The 17,593-nt window shown below is 35.0% G+C and carries 15 protein-coding genes; 1 reads left to right on the top strand and 14 read right to left on the bottom strand.

What is annotated here, in order from left to right:
* The 14 genes from JHK62_RS06275 to JHK62_RS06210 all read right to left on the bottom strand — a co-directional run.
* On the bottom strand, nt 1-3,208 hold a 3,208-nt coding region (locus tag JHK62_RS06275; RefSeq protein WP_199575911.1), incomplete at its 3' end, for a mucin-binding protein.
* Between the two features lie 365 nt (nt 3,209-3,573).
* Nucleotides 3,574-3,891, bottom strand: coding sequence for a thioredoxin (trxA, locus tag JHK62_RS06270; RefSeq protein WP_199575910.1), 318 nt, complete (start codon nt 3,889-3,891; stop codon nt 3,574-3,576).
* 71 nt (nt 3,892-3,962) lie between these two features.
* A complete protein-coding gene (locus JHK62_RS06265; RefSeq protein WP_199575909.1) occupies nt 3,963-6,290 on the bottom strand; it encodes an endonuclease MutS2 in 2,328 nt (775 codons plus the stop codon).
* 100 nt (nt 6,291-6,390) lie between these two features.
* Nucleotides 6,391-6,936 carry a CvpA family protein gene (locus JHK62_RS06260; protein ID WP_199575908.1) on the bottom strand — a complete coding sequence of 182 codons (546 nt, stop codon included), beginning with the start codon at nt 6,934-6,936 and terminating at the stop codon, nt 6,391-6,393.
* Nucleotides 6,936-7,247 (bottom strand): cell division protein ZapA, encoded by a 312-nt coding sequence (gene zapA, locus JHK62_RS06255; protein WP_199567223.1) that lies wholly within the window; start codon nt 7,245-7,247, stop codon nt 6,936-6,938. The genes JHK62_RS06260 and zapA overlap by 1 nt, the downstream gene beginning before the upstream one ends.
* A 75-nt stretch (nt 7,248-7,322) precedes the next feature.
* Nucleotides 7,323-8,174 carry a class B sortase, LPKTxAVK-specific gene (srtB, locus tag JHK62_RS06250; RefSeq protein WP_199575907.1) on the bottom strand — a complete coding sequence of 284 codons (852 nt, stop codon included), beginning with the start codon at nt 8,172-8,174 and terminating at the stop codon, nt 7,323-7,325.
* Nucleotides 8,175-8,412: 238 nt separating this feature from the next.
* Nucleotides 8,413-9,504 carry a glycerol dehydrogenase gene (locus tag JHK62_RS06245; RefSeq protein ID WP_199575906.1) on the bottom strand — a complete coding sequence of 364 codons (1,092 nt, stop codon included), beginning with the start codon at nt 9,502-9,504 and terminating at the stop codon, nt 8,413-8,415.
* Nucleotides 9,505-9,565: 61 nt separating this feature from the next.
* Nucleotides 9,566-10,234 (bottom strand): fructose-6-phosphate aldolase, encoded by a 669-nt coding sequence (locus JHK62_RS06240; RefSeq protein WP_199575905.1) that lies wholly within the window; start codon nt 10,232-10,234, stop codon nt 9,566-9,568.
* A 20-nt stretch (nt 10,235-10,254) separates the two neighbouring features.
* Entirely contained in the window at nt 10,255-12,672 is a 2,418-nt protein-coding gene (locus JHK62_RS06235) for a glycyl radical protein (protein WP_199575904.1), read from the bottom strand.
* 138 nt (nt 12,673-12,810) lie between these two features.
* Entirely contained in the window at nt 12,811-14,109 is a 1,299-nt protein-coding gene (locus JHK62_RS06230) for a PTS sugar transporter subunit IIC (RefSeq protein WP_199575903.1), read from the bottom strand.
* A gap of 10 nt (nt 14,110-14,119) precedes the next feature.
* Nucleotides 14,120-14,437 carry a PTS sugar transporter subunit IIB gene (locus JHK62_RS06225; RefSeq protein WP_199575902.1) on the bottom strand — a complete coding sequence of 106 codons (318 nt, stop codon included), beginning with the start codon at nt 14,435-14,437 and terminating at the stop codon, nt 14,120-14,122.
* A complete protein-coding gene (locus JHK62_RS06220) occupies nt 14,434-14,766 on the bottom strand; it encodes a PTS lactose/cellobiose transporter subunit IIA (RefSeq protein WP_199575901.1) in 333 nt (110 codons plus the stop codon). The genes JHK62_RS06225 and JHK62_RS06220 overlap by 4 nt, the downstream gene beginning before the upstream one ends.
* 166 nt (nt 14,767-14,932) lie before the next feature.
* Nucleotides 14,933-15,916: a sugar-binding transcriptional regulator gene (locus JHK62_RS06215; RefSeq protein ID WP_199575900.1), complete on the bottom strand. Its 984-nt coding sequence runs from the start codon at nt 15,914-15,916 to the stop codon at nt 14,933-14,935.
* Nucleotides 15,917-15,921: 5 nt separating this feature from the next.
* Entirely contained in the window at nt 15,922-16,665 is a 744-nt protein-coding gene (locus tag JHK62_RS06210; RefSeq protein WP_199575899.1) for a DeoR/GlpR family DNA-binding transcription regulator, read from the bottom strand.
* Nucleotides 16,666-16,787: 122 nt separating this feature from the next.
* On the opposite strand from JHK62_RS06210, the gene JHK62_RS06205 reads away from it, so the two are divergent.
* Complete coding sequence (locus tag JHK62_RS06205) at nt 16,788-17,561, top strand: glycyl-radical enzyme activating protein (protein ID WP_199575898.1); 774 nt, start codon at nt 16,788-16,790, stop codon at nt 17,559-17,561.
* Nucleotides 17,562-17,593: the final 32 nt, after the last annotated feature.

The raw sequence follows: 17,593 nt of genomic DNA, 5'->3' as shown, positions 1-17,593 counted from the left end.
CAGGCTTACCTGGTTTAGTTGGGTCTGCTGGGTCATTAGGGTATGGGATAGAAGGAATTGGGTTTTCTGGGTCTGGTTCAAAGCCTGCTGGCACATGTGGCACATAGCTGCCTAGTGGGCGATAAACAACAGTAATTTCAGGAAGTTCAACAGTACTTGAATCTGTTTGGTTATTAATAGTTACCTCAGGTCCTTCAACTACTTTCTTATTTGCAATATATCCTTTTATCACTGGTGACGCTTTTGTCTCAAAGGTGCCTTCACCTTTTACTGGTTGCCATTGACCAAATGTCTTTTCTCCAGTAGCAAAATTAATTGTTACTGAACGATAATATCTAACAGCATCCTTAATAATATCTTTTGATCCATCAGGAACAGAGCCTGGTTTATCTACTTCAATCGAAGAAATAGGCTTACCATTATTATCAATATATTTGATTGTACGGTTGAATTGTTTAGAAAGATTATCAAGCTGTTCCTTAGTCCAAGTTGGACCATCTGGATTATTAGGATCAATTGGATCTCCTGGTTTAATTGGAGTACCACTCGGATCACCAGGAATAAGTGGATCACCAGGATTTGCTGGTGGTATTGGTGTAACTGTTTTAACAATAGGTGAGTAAGTCACTACAACTTCTGGAAGTGATGCTTCATACTTATCGTAAATTAAAACATTATTTTTCGTTTGACGCTCTGCTTCAATATCACCAGAAACAGACTTCTCATCAACGATTGCTATATCATAAGTATAATTATCTAAAAGTGGTGAAGATTTTTCTGGTAATGTTTGAGAACTTGGTGTCCAATTAATGTAAGTAGGATTATTATTCTCATCTAACACAGCTTCCTGCTTAGCATTAACTTTAATAGTTCCAGTAAAGTTAACACTTTGTTTTACTGGATTAAAAGCTTTTGTACCTCTTAGATTTGTTGGTGTCTCCTGACTATCAGAATACTTGTATGCAATATTACGAGAAACTTCCTTATTAGCAAACTTTCTCACGTACCTATACTGAACAATAGTATCAGGAATACCATCCTTATCAATATCCATATTGGTATTATTGATGGTTCCTCTTTGATTGTTTGGAGTGAAATCAACTCTCACGTATTCTTCACCTTTTGGACCATTTAAAGTTAAAGGTGGTACATAGTTTGTTAAGTCATAGCGTGACCCTAAAATACTATTACTCTCAAAAGAACCATCATCAGCAAGTGTTACAAGACCATTGTACCTAGTGTCTTCAGTCTTAAGTACTTCTCTTGTCGCAACATCAACAAGCTCGACAATGACTTCCCCTGTTAAGACAGTTCTTGTTTGAGTGGTATAAGCATTAACCGCCCACTTATTAGAAACAGTTGTTAAGACATTCTCACCCTCACCAACAGGTCTACCATTTGGATCAACTCCTTTAACTATCAAAGTAGCATTAGTACGGTCATCTCCAATCTTACCGCCAATGATTTGTCCCCTATCATTATATGTAATGTGAGCATAATCAAAGGTATTCATTGTCATTGCTTTCTCAATACCCATTCTATCTAGAGGTATGGAAACAACCGAACCACCCATGATAGTACCTTGAGTGATTTTAAATTCAACTTCAGTAGGTGATATTAATCTTGGTGTTAATACAAAACGAGAAGGGGTTCCATCAGGCAGTATTCTTCCATCATTCAATATCCAAACATCATTACTATTAGGTTTGGCACCGGCCCCTCTACTATAGGGCCTATATGTCACATAGCCACCATCTGATGCAATTGATTTTAAACCAATGTTCTTAAATGTTATGAAATCAGAATCTGCAAGTTTTACATTAAATGTGGTACCAACTCCATATGTAATATCAGAATCCGTATCAATTACCACAGAATCATTCTTAGAAGTCATAACATTGTTATTGTAGGTGATACCATTAACTGTTTCTAATGAAACACGTGTAGGACTATTAATAGCAGTCATATTTTGTCTAGGCAAAATATATGTTGATGATGTGATGACATTACCATCAACAGCAATATTCGCTTCAATAGTTTTATTTTTTGAGACACTCGGCACCAAAAATCCTTCTGCCGAATCATTTGAAACAGAGTATTGAGCAACCTGATATTGCGACACTGCTTCACTCCAAGTAATGGTATAAACGAATTTTCCAGCTTCAGCTACTATTGGTGGGTCCGCTAGTAAACGTTGGTCTATTGTTTTTCCATCAGCGATTCTTTGTGCCCAAAATGGTTGCCTATTGCCGCCATCTTCAAAAATTCTATCTAGTTTGGTGATTGTACCTAATACAGTTTTTCCATCAGAAGCCAAGATATCTTTTTTATTTCTTGTCATCTCTCGGATTTCACCTAAATTATTAAAAGCAATTTTAGTTGTTTGACCAGGTTTCGTTTGAGACAGGTCAAAAGAAATATTAATTCCCCATCCAGTTGGTGTATTGTTAGCATTATTACTGCCATTAATAAAAGCTGAAGCAACTGAATTTGGAACATTTGTATTTTCTGTAATTCTAATATTATTAGTAACAGAATCAATTCTAAATCCAGTTCTTTCTGGGATAGCTTGGCCTTCATTTTGGGGACGAGGGATAGCATTATTTTCTTTATCAGTTGGAATAGTATTTGTGACTTTATACTTTTCAGTTTTATTCGTTTCCGCTATCGTTGACTCAACTTCCAGTGTTGTCGTACCGTCTTCTGATGGTGTTGACTCATCTGTAGCTACTGTCGACTCATCTACTATTGCCATTGAACTGTCCACAGAGGTTGGTTTTTCTTCCGGTATTGTCATACCGTCTTCCGATGCTATTGATTCATCCGCAACTACTGTCGACTCATCTACTGTTGCCTTTGGACTATCTACAGAGGTTGGATTTGCTTCCGGTATTGTAGTCTCATCTTCTGATGGTATTAATTCATCTGCAACTACTGTCGACTCATCTACTATTGCCTTTTGGTTATCTACAGAGGTTGGATTTGCTTCCGGTACTGTAGTCTCATCTTCTGATGGTACTGATTCATCTATAACTGTTGATACTTCTGATGTAGCAACTGGAGATGTTTCATCTGTTAATTGGTCAGCTGAAACTTGAGTAACAAATCCAGCAAAGAGGGTACCAATTAAGACCGATGCCACTCCAATTTTAAATTTTTTAATAGTGAAACGTTGTTTCGTTTCATATTTATTTTTTCTAGTAAACATTTATGCTCCTTTTTCAATTAGAAATATACATTATATGTAAAAATGTACAGAGGTATTATAAATTAATTTTATAAATACATCAAATATTATGACTTGTCAATAATAAAAATACCGAAATGTTAACTTTTAAAAAAGTTATAACTGATAAAAATAGTGTTATATTCCTCTATTTATTATTACTTACATATATAATTGAACTAAATTAACGATAAAAAAGTGACAGGTAGCAACATTAAGTCTCTAACATGAAAAACCTTAAAATAAAAAATTATTGTTTTAAGCATAAAAAAAGAAGACTAAAATGATTTAGTCTTCTCACATTTAGCTTTCATCAATCATTATAGTTGACAAAGAGCTTCTTTTTATTAGTTACTTAATTCTGCAACAATTGCTTTGATTTGATTTTTATTGTGAACACCAGCGACTTGTTTAACCACTTGACCATCTTTCTTAAAGAGCAAGGTGGGAATGCTCATAATACCAAATTTTTGAGCAGTTGCTGGATTTTGATCGACATCAAGTTTCACAATTTTAAGCTCGTCTTCTGAGACTTCTTCAGCAATTTGTTCTAAGATAGGTGCTTGCATTAAACAAGGACCACACCAAGTTGCCCAAAAGTCAACGAGAACGATTCCGTCTTTTGTTTCTTCTTCAAAGGTTGCATCTGTTACTGCTTTTACCATTTCAATTCTCCTTTTATTTTTTACAGTACTATTTTACAGTAAAATAATCACTTTGACCACTATTTGATACGCTAACCAAAATTAACGATGGTAGCACCGGATCCACCAGCATTTTGAGGCGCATAACCAAAGCTTTTAACGTGTTTGTTGCGTCTTAAATATTTAGTCACACCCTCACGAATCACACCAGTACCAATCCCATGAATAATGTCTACTTGAGCGAGATTATTTAATAAGGCTTGATCAATGAAAGCATCAAGTTCTTGCATAGCTTCTTCGTAACGCTTACCTCGTAGATCAAGACGAGCTTGCGGCGAATGATTACCCATTTTTTTAACAACTTGCACTTGTTTTTTGGTGCCTGTCGTTTTTTCTTCTTTGACCAAATTAAACTCATCTTCTGAAAGGGTCATTTTAATCAAGCCAATTTGTGCTTCCCAGCGGCCATCTTTTAATTGATTGGTTAAGGTTCCACGTTGACCATAGCTGATCACAATAATATCATCACCCACACGCGCAGCACGCGCTTTTTTTACCTTCTTTAAGACCTTATTTTTTGAAAGATCCGGTTCAGGCACTAATTTTTTCAACTGGGTTTTAGCTTCAATAATTTCATGTGCTTTTAACTGTGACTTATCATGCAGCTGTTTTAGAATAGTTTCACTTTCTGAAAGTGCCATATCAACAATGTGACGAGCTTCTTCAGTCGCTTTTTCTAGTTCTTTTTCTTTTTCATGGTTAAATTCATTATAGAGTTTTTTAACAGCACGGTTAAATTTGAGGTTTTCTTGTTCAACTTCCTTGATATTATCTAAGCGACGTCTGCTTTCAATGGTCTGTTGCTCCAATCGTTCAATGATGCGGTTAACATCACTATCTTGATTAGTCATTTGACTAGCTTCTGAAATAATGATTTCTGATAAACCAAGACGTCTTGCGATTTCAAAAGCATTTGAGCGACCTGGGACACCCTGCATGAAATGATAGGTCGGACTTAATGTGACAATATCAAACTCCATGCTAGCATTTTCAACACGTTGTGTTTCAATCCCGTAAGCCTTTAGTTCTGGGTAGTGAGTGGTTGCCATCGTTTTGATGTCTGATAGACGTAAATGTTCTAAAATAGCGATCGCAAGGCTTGCCCCTTCTTGTGGATCAGTTCCTGCGCCAATCTCATCAAATAAGACTAAGGATTTACTATCAGCTTGATTGAGGATAGAGACGATATTAGTCATATGACTTGAAAAAGTCGAAAGACTTTGTTCGATGGATTGCTCATCACCAATATCAGCAAAAATCTGATTGAAGATAGTAACCTTACTACCTTTATCCGCCCAGACAGGTAAACCCGATTGTGCCATTAGCTGCGCTAAACCTAGTGTTTTTAACATAATGGTCTTACCACCGGTATTTGGACCTGTAATCACAATGGTGTTCAGTTCTTTTGTAAAGTGGATATCATTAGCAACAGGATTTTCAATCAAGGGATGACGAGCATTTAAGAGAGTTATCGAATGATCGGTCGTAATCATTGGAATACTTGCTTTATGTTCAACCATATAAAGGTATTTAGCTCGTAAAAAATCAAGATGTCCAATTAGCCAAGCATTGTTTCTAATCTCAGAGACATGTTCTCTAAGCATAGCTGAGAGTTGACGTAGGATATTGGCTATCTCGTAACGTTCATCTGCTCTTGCTTGAGTAATTTCCTCATTTAGTTTCACTACCGCTCGTGGTTCAATATAGACGGTATTGCCTGAAGCAGAAATGTCATGAACAACTCCTGAAATACGATTTCTAAAGGTGTTTTTCACAGGTAAAACACTTCTACCATTACGGCTTGCAATCAAACTTTCTGAGAGTAAATCGCCTTGTTTTTTTAAGATTTCTTGTAGGGTCTGTCTGACTTGACGTTCTTCTTGTTGGATAATCCTACGAATTCTGATGAGTTCAGGACTTGCAAAATCTTCAATAAAGCCAGCATCATTAATCGCTTCAAGACTCCCTTGCAGAGCAGGAAAAGGATTAATCTTGTTAAAAAGTTCTTCTAAGAAATCAAGGGTGACATTTTCTAAATCGTTGTGAAAGGTTTTTAATTCTGATGAGATTTTCAATATTTTTTTAACATCCAATAGCTCTTGAATATTGAGATCAGCCTCTAATTCTAACCGTTTTAAACTATGTGAAATGTCTTCAGTAGAACCGATTGAAAAACCTTGTGAGTTGGTGAAAATAGCCGCCATCTCAGAAAGCTCGGTAAAACTTTTTTCAATCTTTTCTCGTTCACTACTTGGCGCTAAGTGAAGTAGTTCTTCGTGACCTTGTTTGGTCTTTAAAAAAGACTCTAGTCTTTTTTTAACTTTGTTAAATTCTAAATCGTCTAATATTTTTGTATTCATGCTTATATTATAGCAGAAAAAACTGCTCGTCCTATCTTTAATGTTTGACTACTTTTGTGTGTTTTCTCATGATAGCCAATAAAAAAAGCAAGGAAATTCCTTACTTTAGTATGTTTGTTACCCAAAGCATTTTAAATAAAAAAGCTGTAGGGAAAAATGTAATCAATAACTGAGTCATCACTTCTTTTGAAAGGATGTTTTGGATAAAAGGAATCGGTACGGTGGCTAAAACACTTAATGCCATGTTGAAAAAGAGCATGGTCATTAAAACCGATAAAGCACCACTAATACAGTTAAAGGTTAGGGTGTCATAAAGGTCTAAATCTATCAAGTTCATAAAGATGCCTAGTAGACGAAAGGCTAAATAGCTGGCAATGAAAATGCTTAAAAAAGCAACACCTGCATAATAGACCTTATCCAATTCGAAAATTGGAACATCGGTAAAAAAGAAAACTTTGACATCCTCAGCCGGATTGGAATAAGGAACCCATAATGTAATTGCCTTGGCAAGGGGTTTATAATACAAACTACTAATAATAAGTGACACAATAGTTGCCAAAAAATAATAGCCTTGAAGAATAATTCCGCGCGAGTAGCCAATGTAGAAATGCCACGCTAGTATTAATAAAATGATAAGTGATAACATTAGTAGTCTTCACCTACTTCACTGGCGTTGATTTTTTCTTGCAAGTCACCCATGTATTTGCCACGTAATTCTTCTAATTCTCTTTCTTTTTTGTCAAACTCAATTTCTCTGACCAACTGTTTTGATAAGGTGTTGATAGCCATCAAAATAGCCACGGTTTCATTGTCAGCTTGTGGTAATTTTTCTTTAATGGCCTCATATTTTTCTCTCGCAACACGTTCAACTTCTTCCATAAATAGATTATCTTTATCTGTTGTTAGAGTTAATGATTTGTCTCCAAAAGTAAATTTATAACGATTTTTATTATCCATACGTCACCTCTTACATTTTATTATATCGAATTTTTCAAATTTGACAATCTCAGAGCTATTTTCTACCAGATGAGTTCATCTTGTTGGCACATAGGTTAGTTTTTCTTTATTTTTTTCTAAAAATTCAGGTAGTTCAGCATCAGGTATTTGTCTTAAATAGAGATTAGATCTAATCGTTTCATCTTCCTCTCGACAAGTTGAAAGTACTAAATAGCGATCTGAAGCCTTAATTTTAATGGCGTCATTTTTGACAATAGCCTCTTTTTGAACCTCTCTTAATTGTTCTAAAAAGACTTGGTCATTTTCAAAACTCGTTCTATAAAAGGCAGTTGTTTCTGGCACAATAATCATAAAGGCAACTTCATAATAATAATAGCGCTCAGGCGTTTCAATCACTAGATAAGGATGCTCATCAAAATAGGTTTTATCATCGTAGAAATTGACATCATTAAACATCCTATGATCAGGAACAGTACTTCCTCTAGCATGACCAAACAGCCAAGTCAAACGATCTTGAAAATTTGGATGATTGTCCATATCCATAAACACCGCACCCATATAAGGTGAGTACTCACCAGTAATAGTCTGCTCCAAGTATTTATGATTATCTCCCGTATGAAGTACCGGCTCATCAAGTTGCGTTCCTGGCGCATAGATATAAGCGATAACTTCTTCATTCACTGCTTTTAAGGGAGCAAAGCGTTGTTTTAACTGTTCTTTTTCTGCGTCAGATAGTTTGTAAGTGACTTTGGCTTTTGTTTTTTCTACTGCTTTGTCTTTTGTGGTTACTGCCGTTTTGTCTGGCAATTCTTTTGAAACATTTTCTTTTTGAGAATTGATTTGAGGTAAAAGTAATACAAAAAACAGAATTGCTAGAACACTGACAATAAGACCAACTAGCCACTTAATTTTTTTTGATTTATTCATATCTCTATTATAACGTTTTCAACTAGGAAATTAAAGCGAGGCAATCGATATTGTGCATTATTTTTAATTTTTTGTGTTTGACAGCTTATCATTTGTCACTATTAATGTGATTTCTTTTTACTATAAATGATTTTTTATCAACAAAAAAGCTCTATCATATCTATTAGTACTTTTGTCTTTTCAGATATGATAAAGCTAAAAAACCGCCTAAACTATCTTGTTTAGACGGATAATCACTTTAAGGTAATGCTTTAACATAAGCATCAACAGCTAAAAGAGCATTTGCCACATCTTCTGCAGTTATTTCAAACGGCATTTGATGAATTGTTTCTCCTTTAGCGGTAGCTTGTTTACCAACCTTTAAAAGTTCTTTATAATCAGCATTATCTAAATGCATTTCTTTCAATGTGGTTGGCATGCCAATTTCGCGATAAAAGCGGACATATTTATCAAATTCTTCTTTTGGTCTATTTTCTAAGAATAATTGTGTCAAAGTCCCATAAGCTACTTTTTCTCCATGAGTCAGATGATGAATATCTCCAGACAAAGCGGTAAAGCCATTATGTATAGCGTGAGCAGCAGCGAGTCCTGCACTTTCAAAACCTAATCCACTGAGTAAGGTGTTTGCTTCGATAATATTTTCTAGTGGTTTTGTAACCACTTTTTGCTCACAACTCAGTAAGGCTTTAACACCATCTTCAAACAAGATTTTCTCACACATTTGTGCAATAGCTAGTCCTGTCAAGGTCTGTCCTGAACCGAGCATGGTGGCACCATTTTTTTGAGAAACGGCGCGTGCTTCTACCCAGGTTGCTAATCCGTCTGCTATGCCTGATGCTAACAATCTTTTTGGTGATTGACTAATCACCTTAGTATCCACTAAAACTAATTCTGGGTTTTTTGAATAGAAAATATATTTTTCAAAAGCACCATCATCAGTATAGATAACTGACAAAGCAGATGTAGGAGCATCTGTTGAAGCAATAGTTGGAGCAATCACAACAGGAACATTTAGTATGTCAGCTATAGATTTAGCACTATCTATCGTTTTACCCCCACCTAGACCAATGACTAAATCACTTTTTTTCTCAAGACCAATTTCAACAACACGATTAATTTCATTATCTGAAGCCTCGCCTTGAAAATTGACACGAGTCACTGACAAACCATATTGGTGTAGGTAAGTTTCAAAATCATGACCAATAATATCATAAACAAACTCATCACATAATAAAATTGGACTTGACCCTAATTCTAAAATTGCTTTATCGTTTTCAAACAAAGCATTCTTACCCTGAATATAACGTGACGGACTAGCAAATATTCTCATAATGGTTCTCCTTTATTATTTATTATGTCTTGAAAAGCTAAATAATAATGATATGACGTTTTTAAATACTATTTGTTTGGTATATAGATTCCCAATCCTTAGAAAAATCATCTACTGCTTTTTGAATAGATGGCATAGCAAAACCTGATTCAAAAACATCTGGCCCTGCGGTAATAGCCTGCGCACCTAAAGCCAATGACTTATTGACTTGACTGACATTTTTAAAACTAGCCGCTAAAATTTTACTTTCTGAACATTCCCTGTCAATAGCTTCTGCTAATTGTCCAATCACTGCTTCTGGATTAATATTAAGGTTCTCCATTCGATTATAATAAGGTGCTAAGTAATCGGCTCTAGCCTCAATAGCCAACAATCCTTGAAAGGTGGTATAAATAGCTGTTGCTGTAATATGATAACCTTTGGCTTTTAAGGTTTTGATGGCAGCAAGACCTTCTGTTGTTACAGGAACCTTAACAAAAATATTTTCGCCACACTGCTTACGAATCTCAGCAGCGTCTTTTAAAATCCCTTCATAATCTTGGGCAATGACTTGCACATGAATAGATGCTTTATCACCAATAATGGACCGAACGTCCTTAATCCGTTGAAAGAAATCTATTTTTCCCTCTTTTTTGGCAATCGAGGGATTGGAAGTTACTCCTGCAAGCGGTAAAATGCGATTCCATTTTTTAATAGCATCTAAGTTTAAACTATCTAACATAAATTCCATGTTTTTATTTCCTCTGATATTTATAAGGTATGTTCTGTACGTTCTATAATGTCATCTTGAGTTGCTTTTGACAGTACATTGAAGAAGGCTGAATACCCTGCAACGCGGACAATTAAATCACGATGTTTTTCAGGATGTTTTTGGGCATCTATCAATGTTTCACGAGAGACAACATTATATTGGATATGATAGCCGTGTAGACGATTGAAAAATGTTCTCAACAAAGCCATCAATTTCATTTTATCTTCTTCTTTTGCTAGTGTTTGTGGATTAACTTTTTGGTTTAGTAACACACCACCAACAATTTCTTCTGTCGGTAATTTAGACACTGATTTCAAAACAGAAGTTGGCCCTTTTTTATCCATACTGTGTTCTGGGGAACATCCTTCTGCTAAAGGTGTGCCTGCATGACGTCCATCTGGAGTTGCTAATGTGCCTCTACCTTGTCCCACATTTGCTGAAATAGATGAGGTTCCTGAATAGCGAATGCCTCCAATTGGTCCTCTACCGTAACGTGTGTTAGGGTATTTAGCAATTTCATCAATATAAGTGTTATAAATTTCGACAACTAAGTTATCAGCATAATCATCATCATTTCCATATTTTGGAGCATCATTGATTAGCATTTGACGAATAGCTTCTCCTCTATCACCAGCAAAGTCTGTTTCAAGAGCGTGCCAAAGTTCTTTGGTTGTTAGACGTTCTTCTTCAAAGACTAATTTTTTCATTGCTGCTAATGAATCAGATAAATTCGCAATACCAACTTGAAGACCAGAAATGTAGTCATAAACTGCTCCACCTTCTTTAATCGTCTTACCACGGCCAATACAATCATCTGTTAGCGCCGAACATAAAATATCTGGTACTTCACGCTCTAAACCAAGGTCAATAGCATTTTCTACAATAACACTCATACGTGTAATTTCTCGAAGTGTCTCATCTAAGGCTTTTTTAAATTGCTCATAACTCTTCATGTCATTGAAATGTCCATGCCCTGTGGCAAAACGTTTACCAGAGGCTGGATCAATGCCATCATTCATAGTAATTAATAAAATTTTAGGGAAGTTAATATAACTCATACCTGTACAACGGTATCCCCATTTACCAGGAACTGCTGTTTCTACACAGCCAATAGCTGAATAATCATAGGCGTCTTCTTTGGCAACCCCTTTTTTGATGAAAGATGGAATAATGATTTCATCATTGTTCATCGCTGGCATACCAAAACCAAGTTTCATAACCTCAATACACTCATTCATAAAGCGATTATCTAACCCTTGGTGATAGCGAACAGTTAAATTAGGTTGGGGTAGCTTTGTTTGTGCGACACTGCGAAGAACTAAATAAGAGAGTGGATTAACAGCATCTTTTTGATCACGAGTTTGTCCACCTATTGTGACATTTTGATATAGTGGACTACCTGCAGATGAAAACGTATGTGCTTGGCTACGAACTTTATTAATGGTTAGTGTCTTAATCCATAAATTCGTTAAACGCTCAACAATGGAATCTTCTGTTTCACGTCCAGATTCCAAATCAGCTTTAACATAAGGATACATATATTGATCGAATCGTCCATATGATAAAGAATGACCATTTGATTCTATTTGAAGAATACATTGGATAAACCACACGGATTGAACGGCTTCAGCAAAAGTTTCTGCTGGTTCATAAGGCACCTTATCACAAATTCTTGCTATTTCAAGCAATTCTTCCTTACGTTTTGAATTCGCTGTTTTTGCCAATTCTCTAGCTAAATCAGCGTAACGTTTGGCATAGGTTTTAACAGCATCAATAACAATGAAAACAGAATCATAGAAATGATACTTATCAATATTTTCAGGGACGGTTAAATCAAGAGAAGCTTTAGCAGCACGAGCCTTTTCTTCAAATCCTTTAAGACCGTACTTCAATAATTTGTCATAGTTGACAGCTAAATGAGCATCACCTGAATTCATTTTACCTTCCATACCAAAGAAGCCTGTTTCCATATAAACTTGTACTTCTTCTGGTAACAAGACACCACATCTTGCTCGAAGATTATTATTTTCCCAAAACGGAGCTATAGAACGCAATTGTTCTTTGGTTTCTTCAGTAATGTAGAAGACATCCCCGTCACGTTTTTCAAATAGATCAAGTTCATTTAAAACAAATTCCAAAGTATATTCTGGGAAAATCGGTGCATCTTTATTGGATGATGCTTGATTTCCAGCAATCAAACTTTCATCCTCAATATAAATAGTCATATTTTCTAGAATATTTTGAAGCATGTAGGCTCGCTTTAAATTAGAGGGTTTATTTAAATGTTTTTGATACGATTGGGTGACAAGAATAGCACGTTCAGCATCAATATATGGCTTTTTATCCAAGACAGCTTCACGATATTTTTGCATTCTTTCAGTAAGTTGACCAAAATAAGATGTTTGTCCTTTTTCCATGATTCTTCCTCCATTTTGTTTCTTTCGTAATCATTTTATATTCTTTCGTAACTATTTTATCACAAAAAGCAGTATTAATCACGAAAGGCAGTGAGAATTTTAAAATGAAATAGAATTGCACGAATGTGCAAGCAAGTGTTACTCCGTTGTTTCTTCTTTTTCATAGGCCAACTTATCTTGAAACTTAAAGAAAGGGAAATAAATGATTGTTGATAAAGTTAATATCAATATTTGGATAACAGCTCCCTGCCAGCCACCAACCATAAATCCTGAAATAATTGCTGGAGTGCTCCAAGGTAATGTGACACCAGCAAAAGGTTGCATGAAACCTATAGCGATTGCACCATAAACAATAATGGCAGAAAGGACAGGCACCAGGACAAATGGTATGAACATTACAGGATTCATAACAACTGGAAACCCAAAAACAACTGGTTCATTGACGTTGAAAATAGCTGGAAAAGCAGCAACTTTTCCTAGGGCTTGATATTGTTTTGATTTTGCAGCAAATAACATGGCAATCACTAAACCAAAGGTTATTCCTGAACCTGAAATGATTAAAAAACTATCTAAAAATTGTTGGGTAACAATGTGTGCTCCCTGATCAAGTGATAAATTACCAGCTTGTTGTAAAGCCTTGTTGGCATCCAAATTAGACAGTAATAAAGCTGTCACAATACCATTGACCACCGATTGACCATGGACACCAAACCACCATAAAAATGAAATGAAGAAAGCTATTCCAATAGCACCATATAAAGAACCAGTTAATCCTTGTAATGGGACTTGGATAACATCATAAATCATTTCAATAAAAGTGCCACCTTTTGTCACTGCATTAGAAATAATGTAAATCAGCATTGATAGAACAAAAATGACAAAGGCTGGAACCATGGCCTCAAATTGTTTGGCGATAGCTTGAGGGACTTGTTCAGGCATTTTAATAACGATATGTCGTTGAATAAAAGTTGTATAAATAGCACCAACGACCAGACCGATGATAATAGCTCCTATAATACCTTGTCCGCCAAACCAAACTTTACTGATAGCATCTCCAATAGCTTCTCCATTTTCTGGGATATAAGATGATTTTAGTAGAATGAAGAAAGATGATAGCGAGAGTACTCCAGCAGGTAATGGTTCTACACCAGAATTTTTAGCGTAAGAGTAGCCAATTGAAAAGCAAGATATTAGTCCCATGATTGCAAACGTTCCTGAATAAACTTGCATAAAAGGTTCTGTCCAGTTAGGACCAAAAATGTTAGCTATAGATTGGTTAACACTTTCAAAAGGAATTTGTCCGGCAATCAAAAATAAACTACCTACTACTGTTAAAGGTAAAATAGCTAACATACCATCTTTAAGAGCAATAATCCCTCGCATATTAACAAAACGCATAATAGGCGTAATAATTTTTTCAAAGTTTACTTTAGCCATTTTAAACTCCTTATGATGCTTTTGTATGTAAAATACCAAGAGCTAAGTTAAGAACTTTTTCACCATCTAACATACCGTAGTCAGCCATTGGAATGACTGCAATCGGAATATGGCAATCTTCACAAATCTTTTGTGATTTATCCAAAGTATAAGCGACTTGTGGCCCTAATAAAGCAACATCTAAATGAGACGCATAATCAGCTAACTTTGCTTGAGAATAAGCTTCAATTTCTGCCTCAATACCTTTTTTTTCTGCAACAATTCTCATATTGTTTACCAACATTCCTGTTGAAAAACCAGCTGCACAAAATAATCCAATTTTTATCATTTTTTTGCTCCTTTCATTTGTAACTCTTGACGTAATTCAATGATTTCCTTGATTAAATTGATTTCCGTAATAGTGGTCATTAGGTGATCTTGAGAGTGAACAAACAAGGCTGTGATATCGGTTTTTGTTCCTCTTGCTTCTTGTGCCAAAAATTGTGTCTGTAAATTATGAGCTTCTAATAGGGCATTGTCAGCTAATTCTACTTCTTTTTGACTATCTTCGAACGCTCCTTCTTTCGCTAATTTCAAAGCTTGGTAAATGTGTTGTTTAGCATCTCCAGCATTTAAAATCAACCCCATGATTATTTGATCTGCAACAATAAGTTCCATTGGCAATCCTTTCTTTAATGCTTTGTATATGTAACCGGTTTCATTATCTTAAATTAAATTTACCATTTTATTTTTTTGGCGTCAATACAATTGTGCTTGTTTATTTATTATTGCACGATTGTGCAAATAAAAAAGATTCCTGAGATTATCTCAGGAATCTTTTTTATTAAAATCGTTGATTATTATTATCGCCATCATTAGCTAATAAGGCTAAAATAGTTTGTTTATCGGTAATTAAATAATCAATAAATTTGGCTTTGATGGCAGCTAATATAGCTTGTGACTTGTACTCTCCACAGGCAATAGCAATCGTCAAAGGGACTTGTCTCAATTGTTCAAGACTGATACCGATTGTTCTTTCTTGCAGCTGTTCATAAACTGGTTCTCCCTTTTCATTAAAGAAGCGGCAACAAACTTCTCCGACTGCCTTTTCTTTTTTTAGGATTTTATAATCTTTTTCAGAAAGAAGATCTCTCCATTGACTCTCAAGATCCTTATTTGGTGCTCCTCCAATACCAACAATAGCGACATCAAGACACTTCCAATCTGATCTAATCGCTTCAAAATATTTTGATTTTAAAATACCCTGTGCCAGTTCTTTATTTTCTTGAATGACAGTTGCATTGATAAAAATACTTTTTCCGTGAAAAGCTTGTGCCAGCTGATGAACTAAGGTATTAACATGATATTCAACATTAATATAACTTGGACCACCTGCCAGAGGAAATACAGTGATATCATTAACAGCTCTTGGCGTTATTGAACTAATCATATAACTCAATGATTTTCCCCATGAAATACCAATACGATGATTGTCTTTGATACTGCTTCTAACAACTTCTGAAGCCACTTGTCCCACGCGGACTAGAGTGTCTACAAAATCATCTTCTTTACTACTATCAACAATTTCTATTTTTTTTAAATGATATTTTTTTCTTACATATTCTTCTAGGGCAAATAAATTTGAATCATAATCGGCGATTTCTATTTTTACGATACCTTCAGTTTTTGCTCTTGCGATCATTCGGCTAATCGTTGTACGATAAATATTTAATTCTTTAGCAATCTCTGTTTGATTTTTGCCTTCAACAAAGTGAAGATAGGCTACTTTGGCTAATAACCTTTTTCTTTCTGGATTTAACCTACTCATTTTTCTCAAACCCTTTCTAGAATAATATCACTAGAAAGTAACAAATTAGCGATATTAGTGTCAATATTGTTATCCGTAATAACACGATTAACACGTTCTAAAGAGAATTGGTGAACCAAACTATGCTTTGAAAATTTACTGGAATCCGTTAGAATAATCAGCTCTTCAGAATGATCAGCCATACACCTAACCCCTTCAGATCGCATCATATTTTTACCCATAAAACCACTTTTTATGTCAAAGCCGTCAGTCCCAACAAAAACTCTGTCAACATGAAAATAAGAAATCATTTCTTTTAATAGTGGACCAACTGTAACTTCTGAGTCAGTTTGATAATCTCCCCCCAGCAAAAGAATTTGGCAATTATCATACTGCTTGATAAAGTTAGCAATAAAGTATGAATTGGTGATAATTTTTACATTTCGTCTTGTTTGACAAATTTGTTCAGCTAGTAAAGCACAAGTAGAACCAGATTCAATCATGATAGTATCATTATCATGAATCAGTTCAACAGCCTTTTGAGCAATTCTTTTTTTAATATTATAGTGATATGATAAACGCACATTTAAGTTGTCACCACTATTTAAAACAGCAAATCCATGTTCTCTATGTAATAATCCTTTGTTTTCTAACTTGTCTAAGTCTTTACGAATGGTTACCTTGGAAACTCCCAATGTTTCTGAAAGAGTATTAACATCAATTTTTTGATGCTTTGAAACCAAATCAACTATTTTATCTAACCGTTTCATTTTTTCACCTCAAGTTACATTTTAACAGTTTTTGGGTTAAAAATAAAGAAACACTTTTGTTTCGTTCGTAATTGTTTTTTCTTCTTTCGAATGATATAATGGTCTAGGAAGGAGATATTATCATGACAGAAGCTGGCATTATTTTTAACATTCAACATTTTAGTTTACATGATGGCCCAGGAATCAGAACAACTGTTTTCTTGAAAGGCTGCCCTTTAAGATGTCCATGGTGCTCTAATCCCGAATCTCAAAGAAAAACTCCCGAGACAATTTTAAACGCTACTACCAAGCTACCAGAAATTATTGGTGAGAAAAAAAGTGTCTCTGATATCATTGATGAAGTTTTAAAAGATAAGGATTTCTATGAAGAATCAGGTGGCGGTTTAACACTTTCTGGTGGTGAAATTTTTGCTCAATTTCAATTTGCTAAAGCGATTTTAAAGGCTGCAAAAGAAAAAGGAATCCATACAGCTATAGAAACAACTGCTTTTGCAAAGCATGAAAACTTTGTTGACTTGATACAATATGTCGATTTTATCTATACAGATTTGAAACATTATGATTCTTTAAAGCATGCTATGACAACTGGCGTGAAGAATAATATCATCATTAAAAATATCACCTATGCTTTTCAACACAATAAACAAATTGTTCTTAGAATTCCAGTAATACCAAATTTCAACGATTCCTTAGAGGATGCCAAAGCTTTTTCTGAATTATTTCAAAAGTTACAAATAAACGAAGTGCAATTACTTCCTTTTCATCAATTTGGAGAGAAAAAGTATGAATTATTAGGGCGCTCCTATGAAATGACAGGTATTGCCAACTATCACCCAGAGGATTTAGTAGATTATCAGCAGATTTTTCTAGATCATCACATTCACTGTTATTTTTAAGAAAAAGTGGTTGCATCTTTTTAATGTTAAAC

The sequence above is a fragment of the Streptococcus pacificus genome (assembly GCF_016481305.1).
Lineage (GTDB): Bacteria > Bacillota > Bacilli > Lactobacillales > Streptococcaceae > Streptococcus > Streptococcus pacificus.
Note: the sequence above shows the minus strand (reverse complement) of the source record. Positions and strands in the feature narration are given on the sequence as shown.

Coding starts and splice junctions, on each gene's coding strand:
- trxA (WP_199575910.1), bottom strand. CDS start 3,891: ATGGTAAAAGCAGTAACAGATGCAACCTTTGAAGAAGAAACAAAAGAC.
- JHK62_RS06265 (WP_199575909.1), bottom strand. CDS start 6,290: ATGAATACAAAAATATTAGACGATTTAGAATTTAACAAAGTTAAAAAA.
- JHK62_RS06260 (WP_199575908.1), bottom strand. CDS start 6,936: ATGTTATCACTTATCATTTTATTAATACTAGCGTGGCATTTCTACATT.
- zapA (WP_199567223.1), bottom strand. CDS start 7,247: ATGGATAATAAAAATCGTTATAAATTTACTTTTGGAGACAAATCATTA.
- srtB (WP_199575907.1), bottom strand. CDS start 8,174: ATGAATAAATCAAAAAAAATTAAGTGGCTAGTTGGTCTTATTGTCAGT.
- JHK62_RS06245 (WP_199575906.1), bottom strand. CDS start 9,504: ATGAGAATATTTGCTAGTCCGTCACGTTATATTCAGGGTAAGAATGCT.
- JHK62_RS06240 (WP_199575905.1), bottom strand. CDS start 10,234: ATGGAATTTATGTTAGATAGTTTAAACTTAGATGCTATTAAAAAATGG.
- JHK62_RS06235 (WP_199575904.1), bottom strand. CDS start 12,672: ATGGAAAAAGGACAAACATCTTATTTTGGTCAACTTACTGAAAGAATG.
- JHK62_RS06230 (WP_199575903.1), bottom strand. CDS start 14,109: ATGGCTAAAGTAAACTTTGAAAAAATTATTACGCCTATTATGCGTTTT.
- JHK62_RS06225 (WP_199575902.1), bottom strand. CDS start 14,437: ATGATAAAAATTGGATTATTTTGTGCAGCTGGTTTTTCAACAGGAATG.
- JHK62_RS06220 (WP_199575901.1), bottom strand. CDS start 14,766: ATGGAACTTATTGTTGCAGATCAAATAATCATGGGGTTGATTTTAAAT.
- JHK62_RS06215 (WP_199575900.1), bottom strand. CDS start 15,916: ATGAGTAGGTTAAATCCAGAAAGAAAAAGGTTATTAGCCAAAGTAGCC.
- JHK62_RS06210 (WP_199575899.1), bottom strand. CDS start 16,665: ATGAAACGGTTAGATAAAATAGTTGATTTGGTTTCAAAGCATCAAAAA.
- JHK62_RS06205 (WP_199575898.1), top strand. CDS start 16,788: ATGACAGAAGCTGGCATTATTTTTAACATTCAACATTTTAGTTTACAT.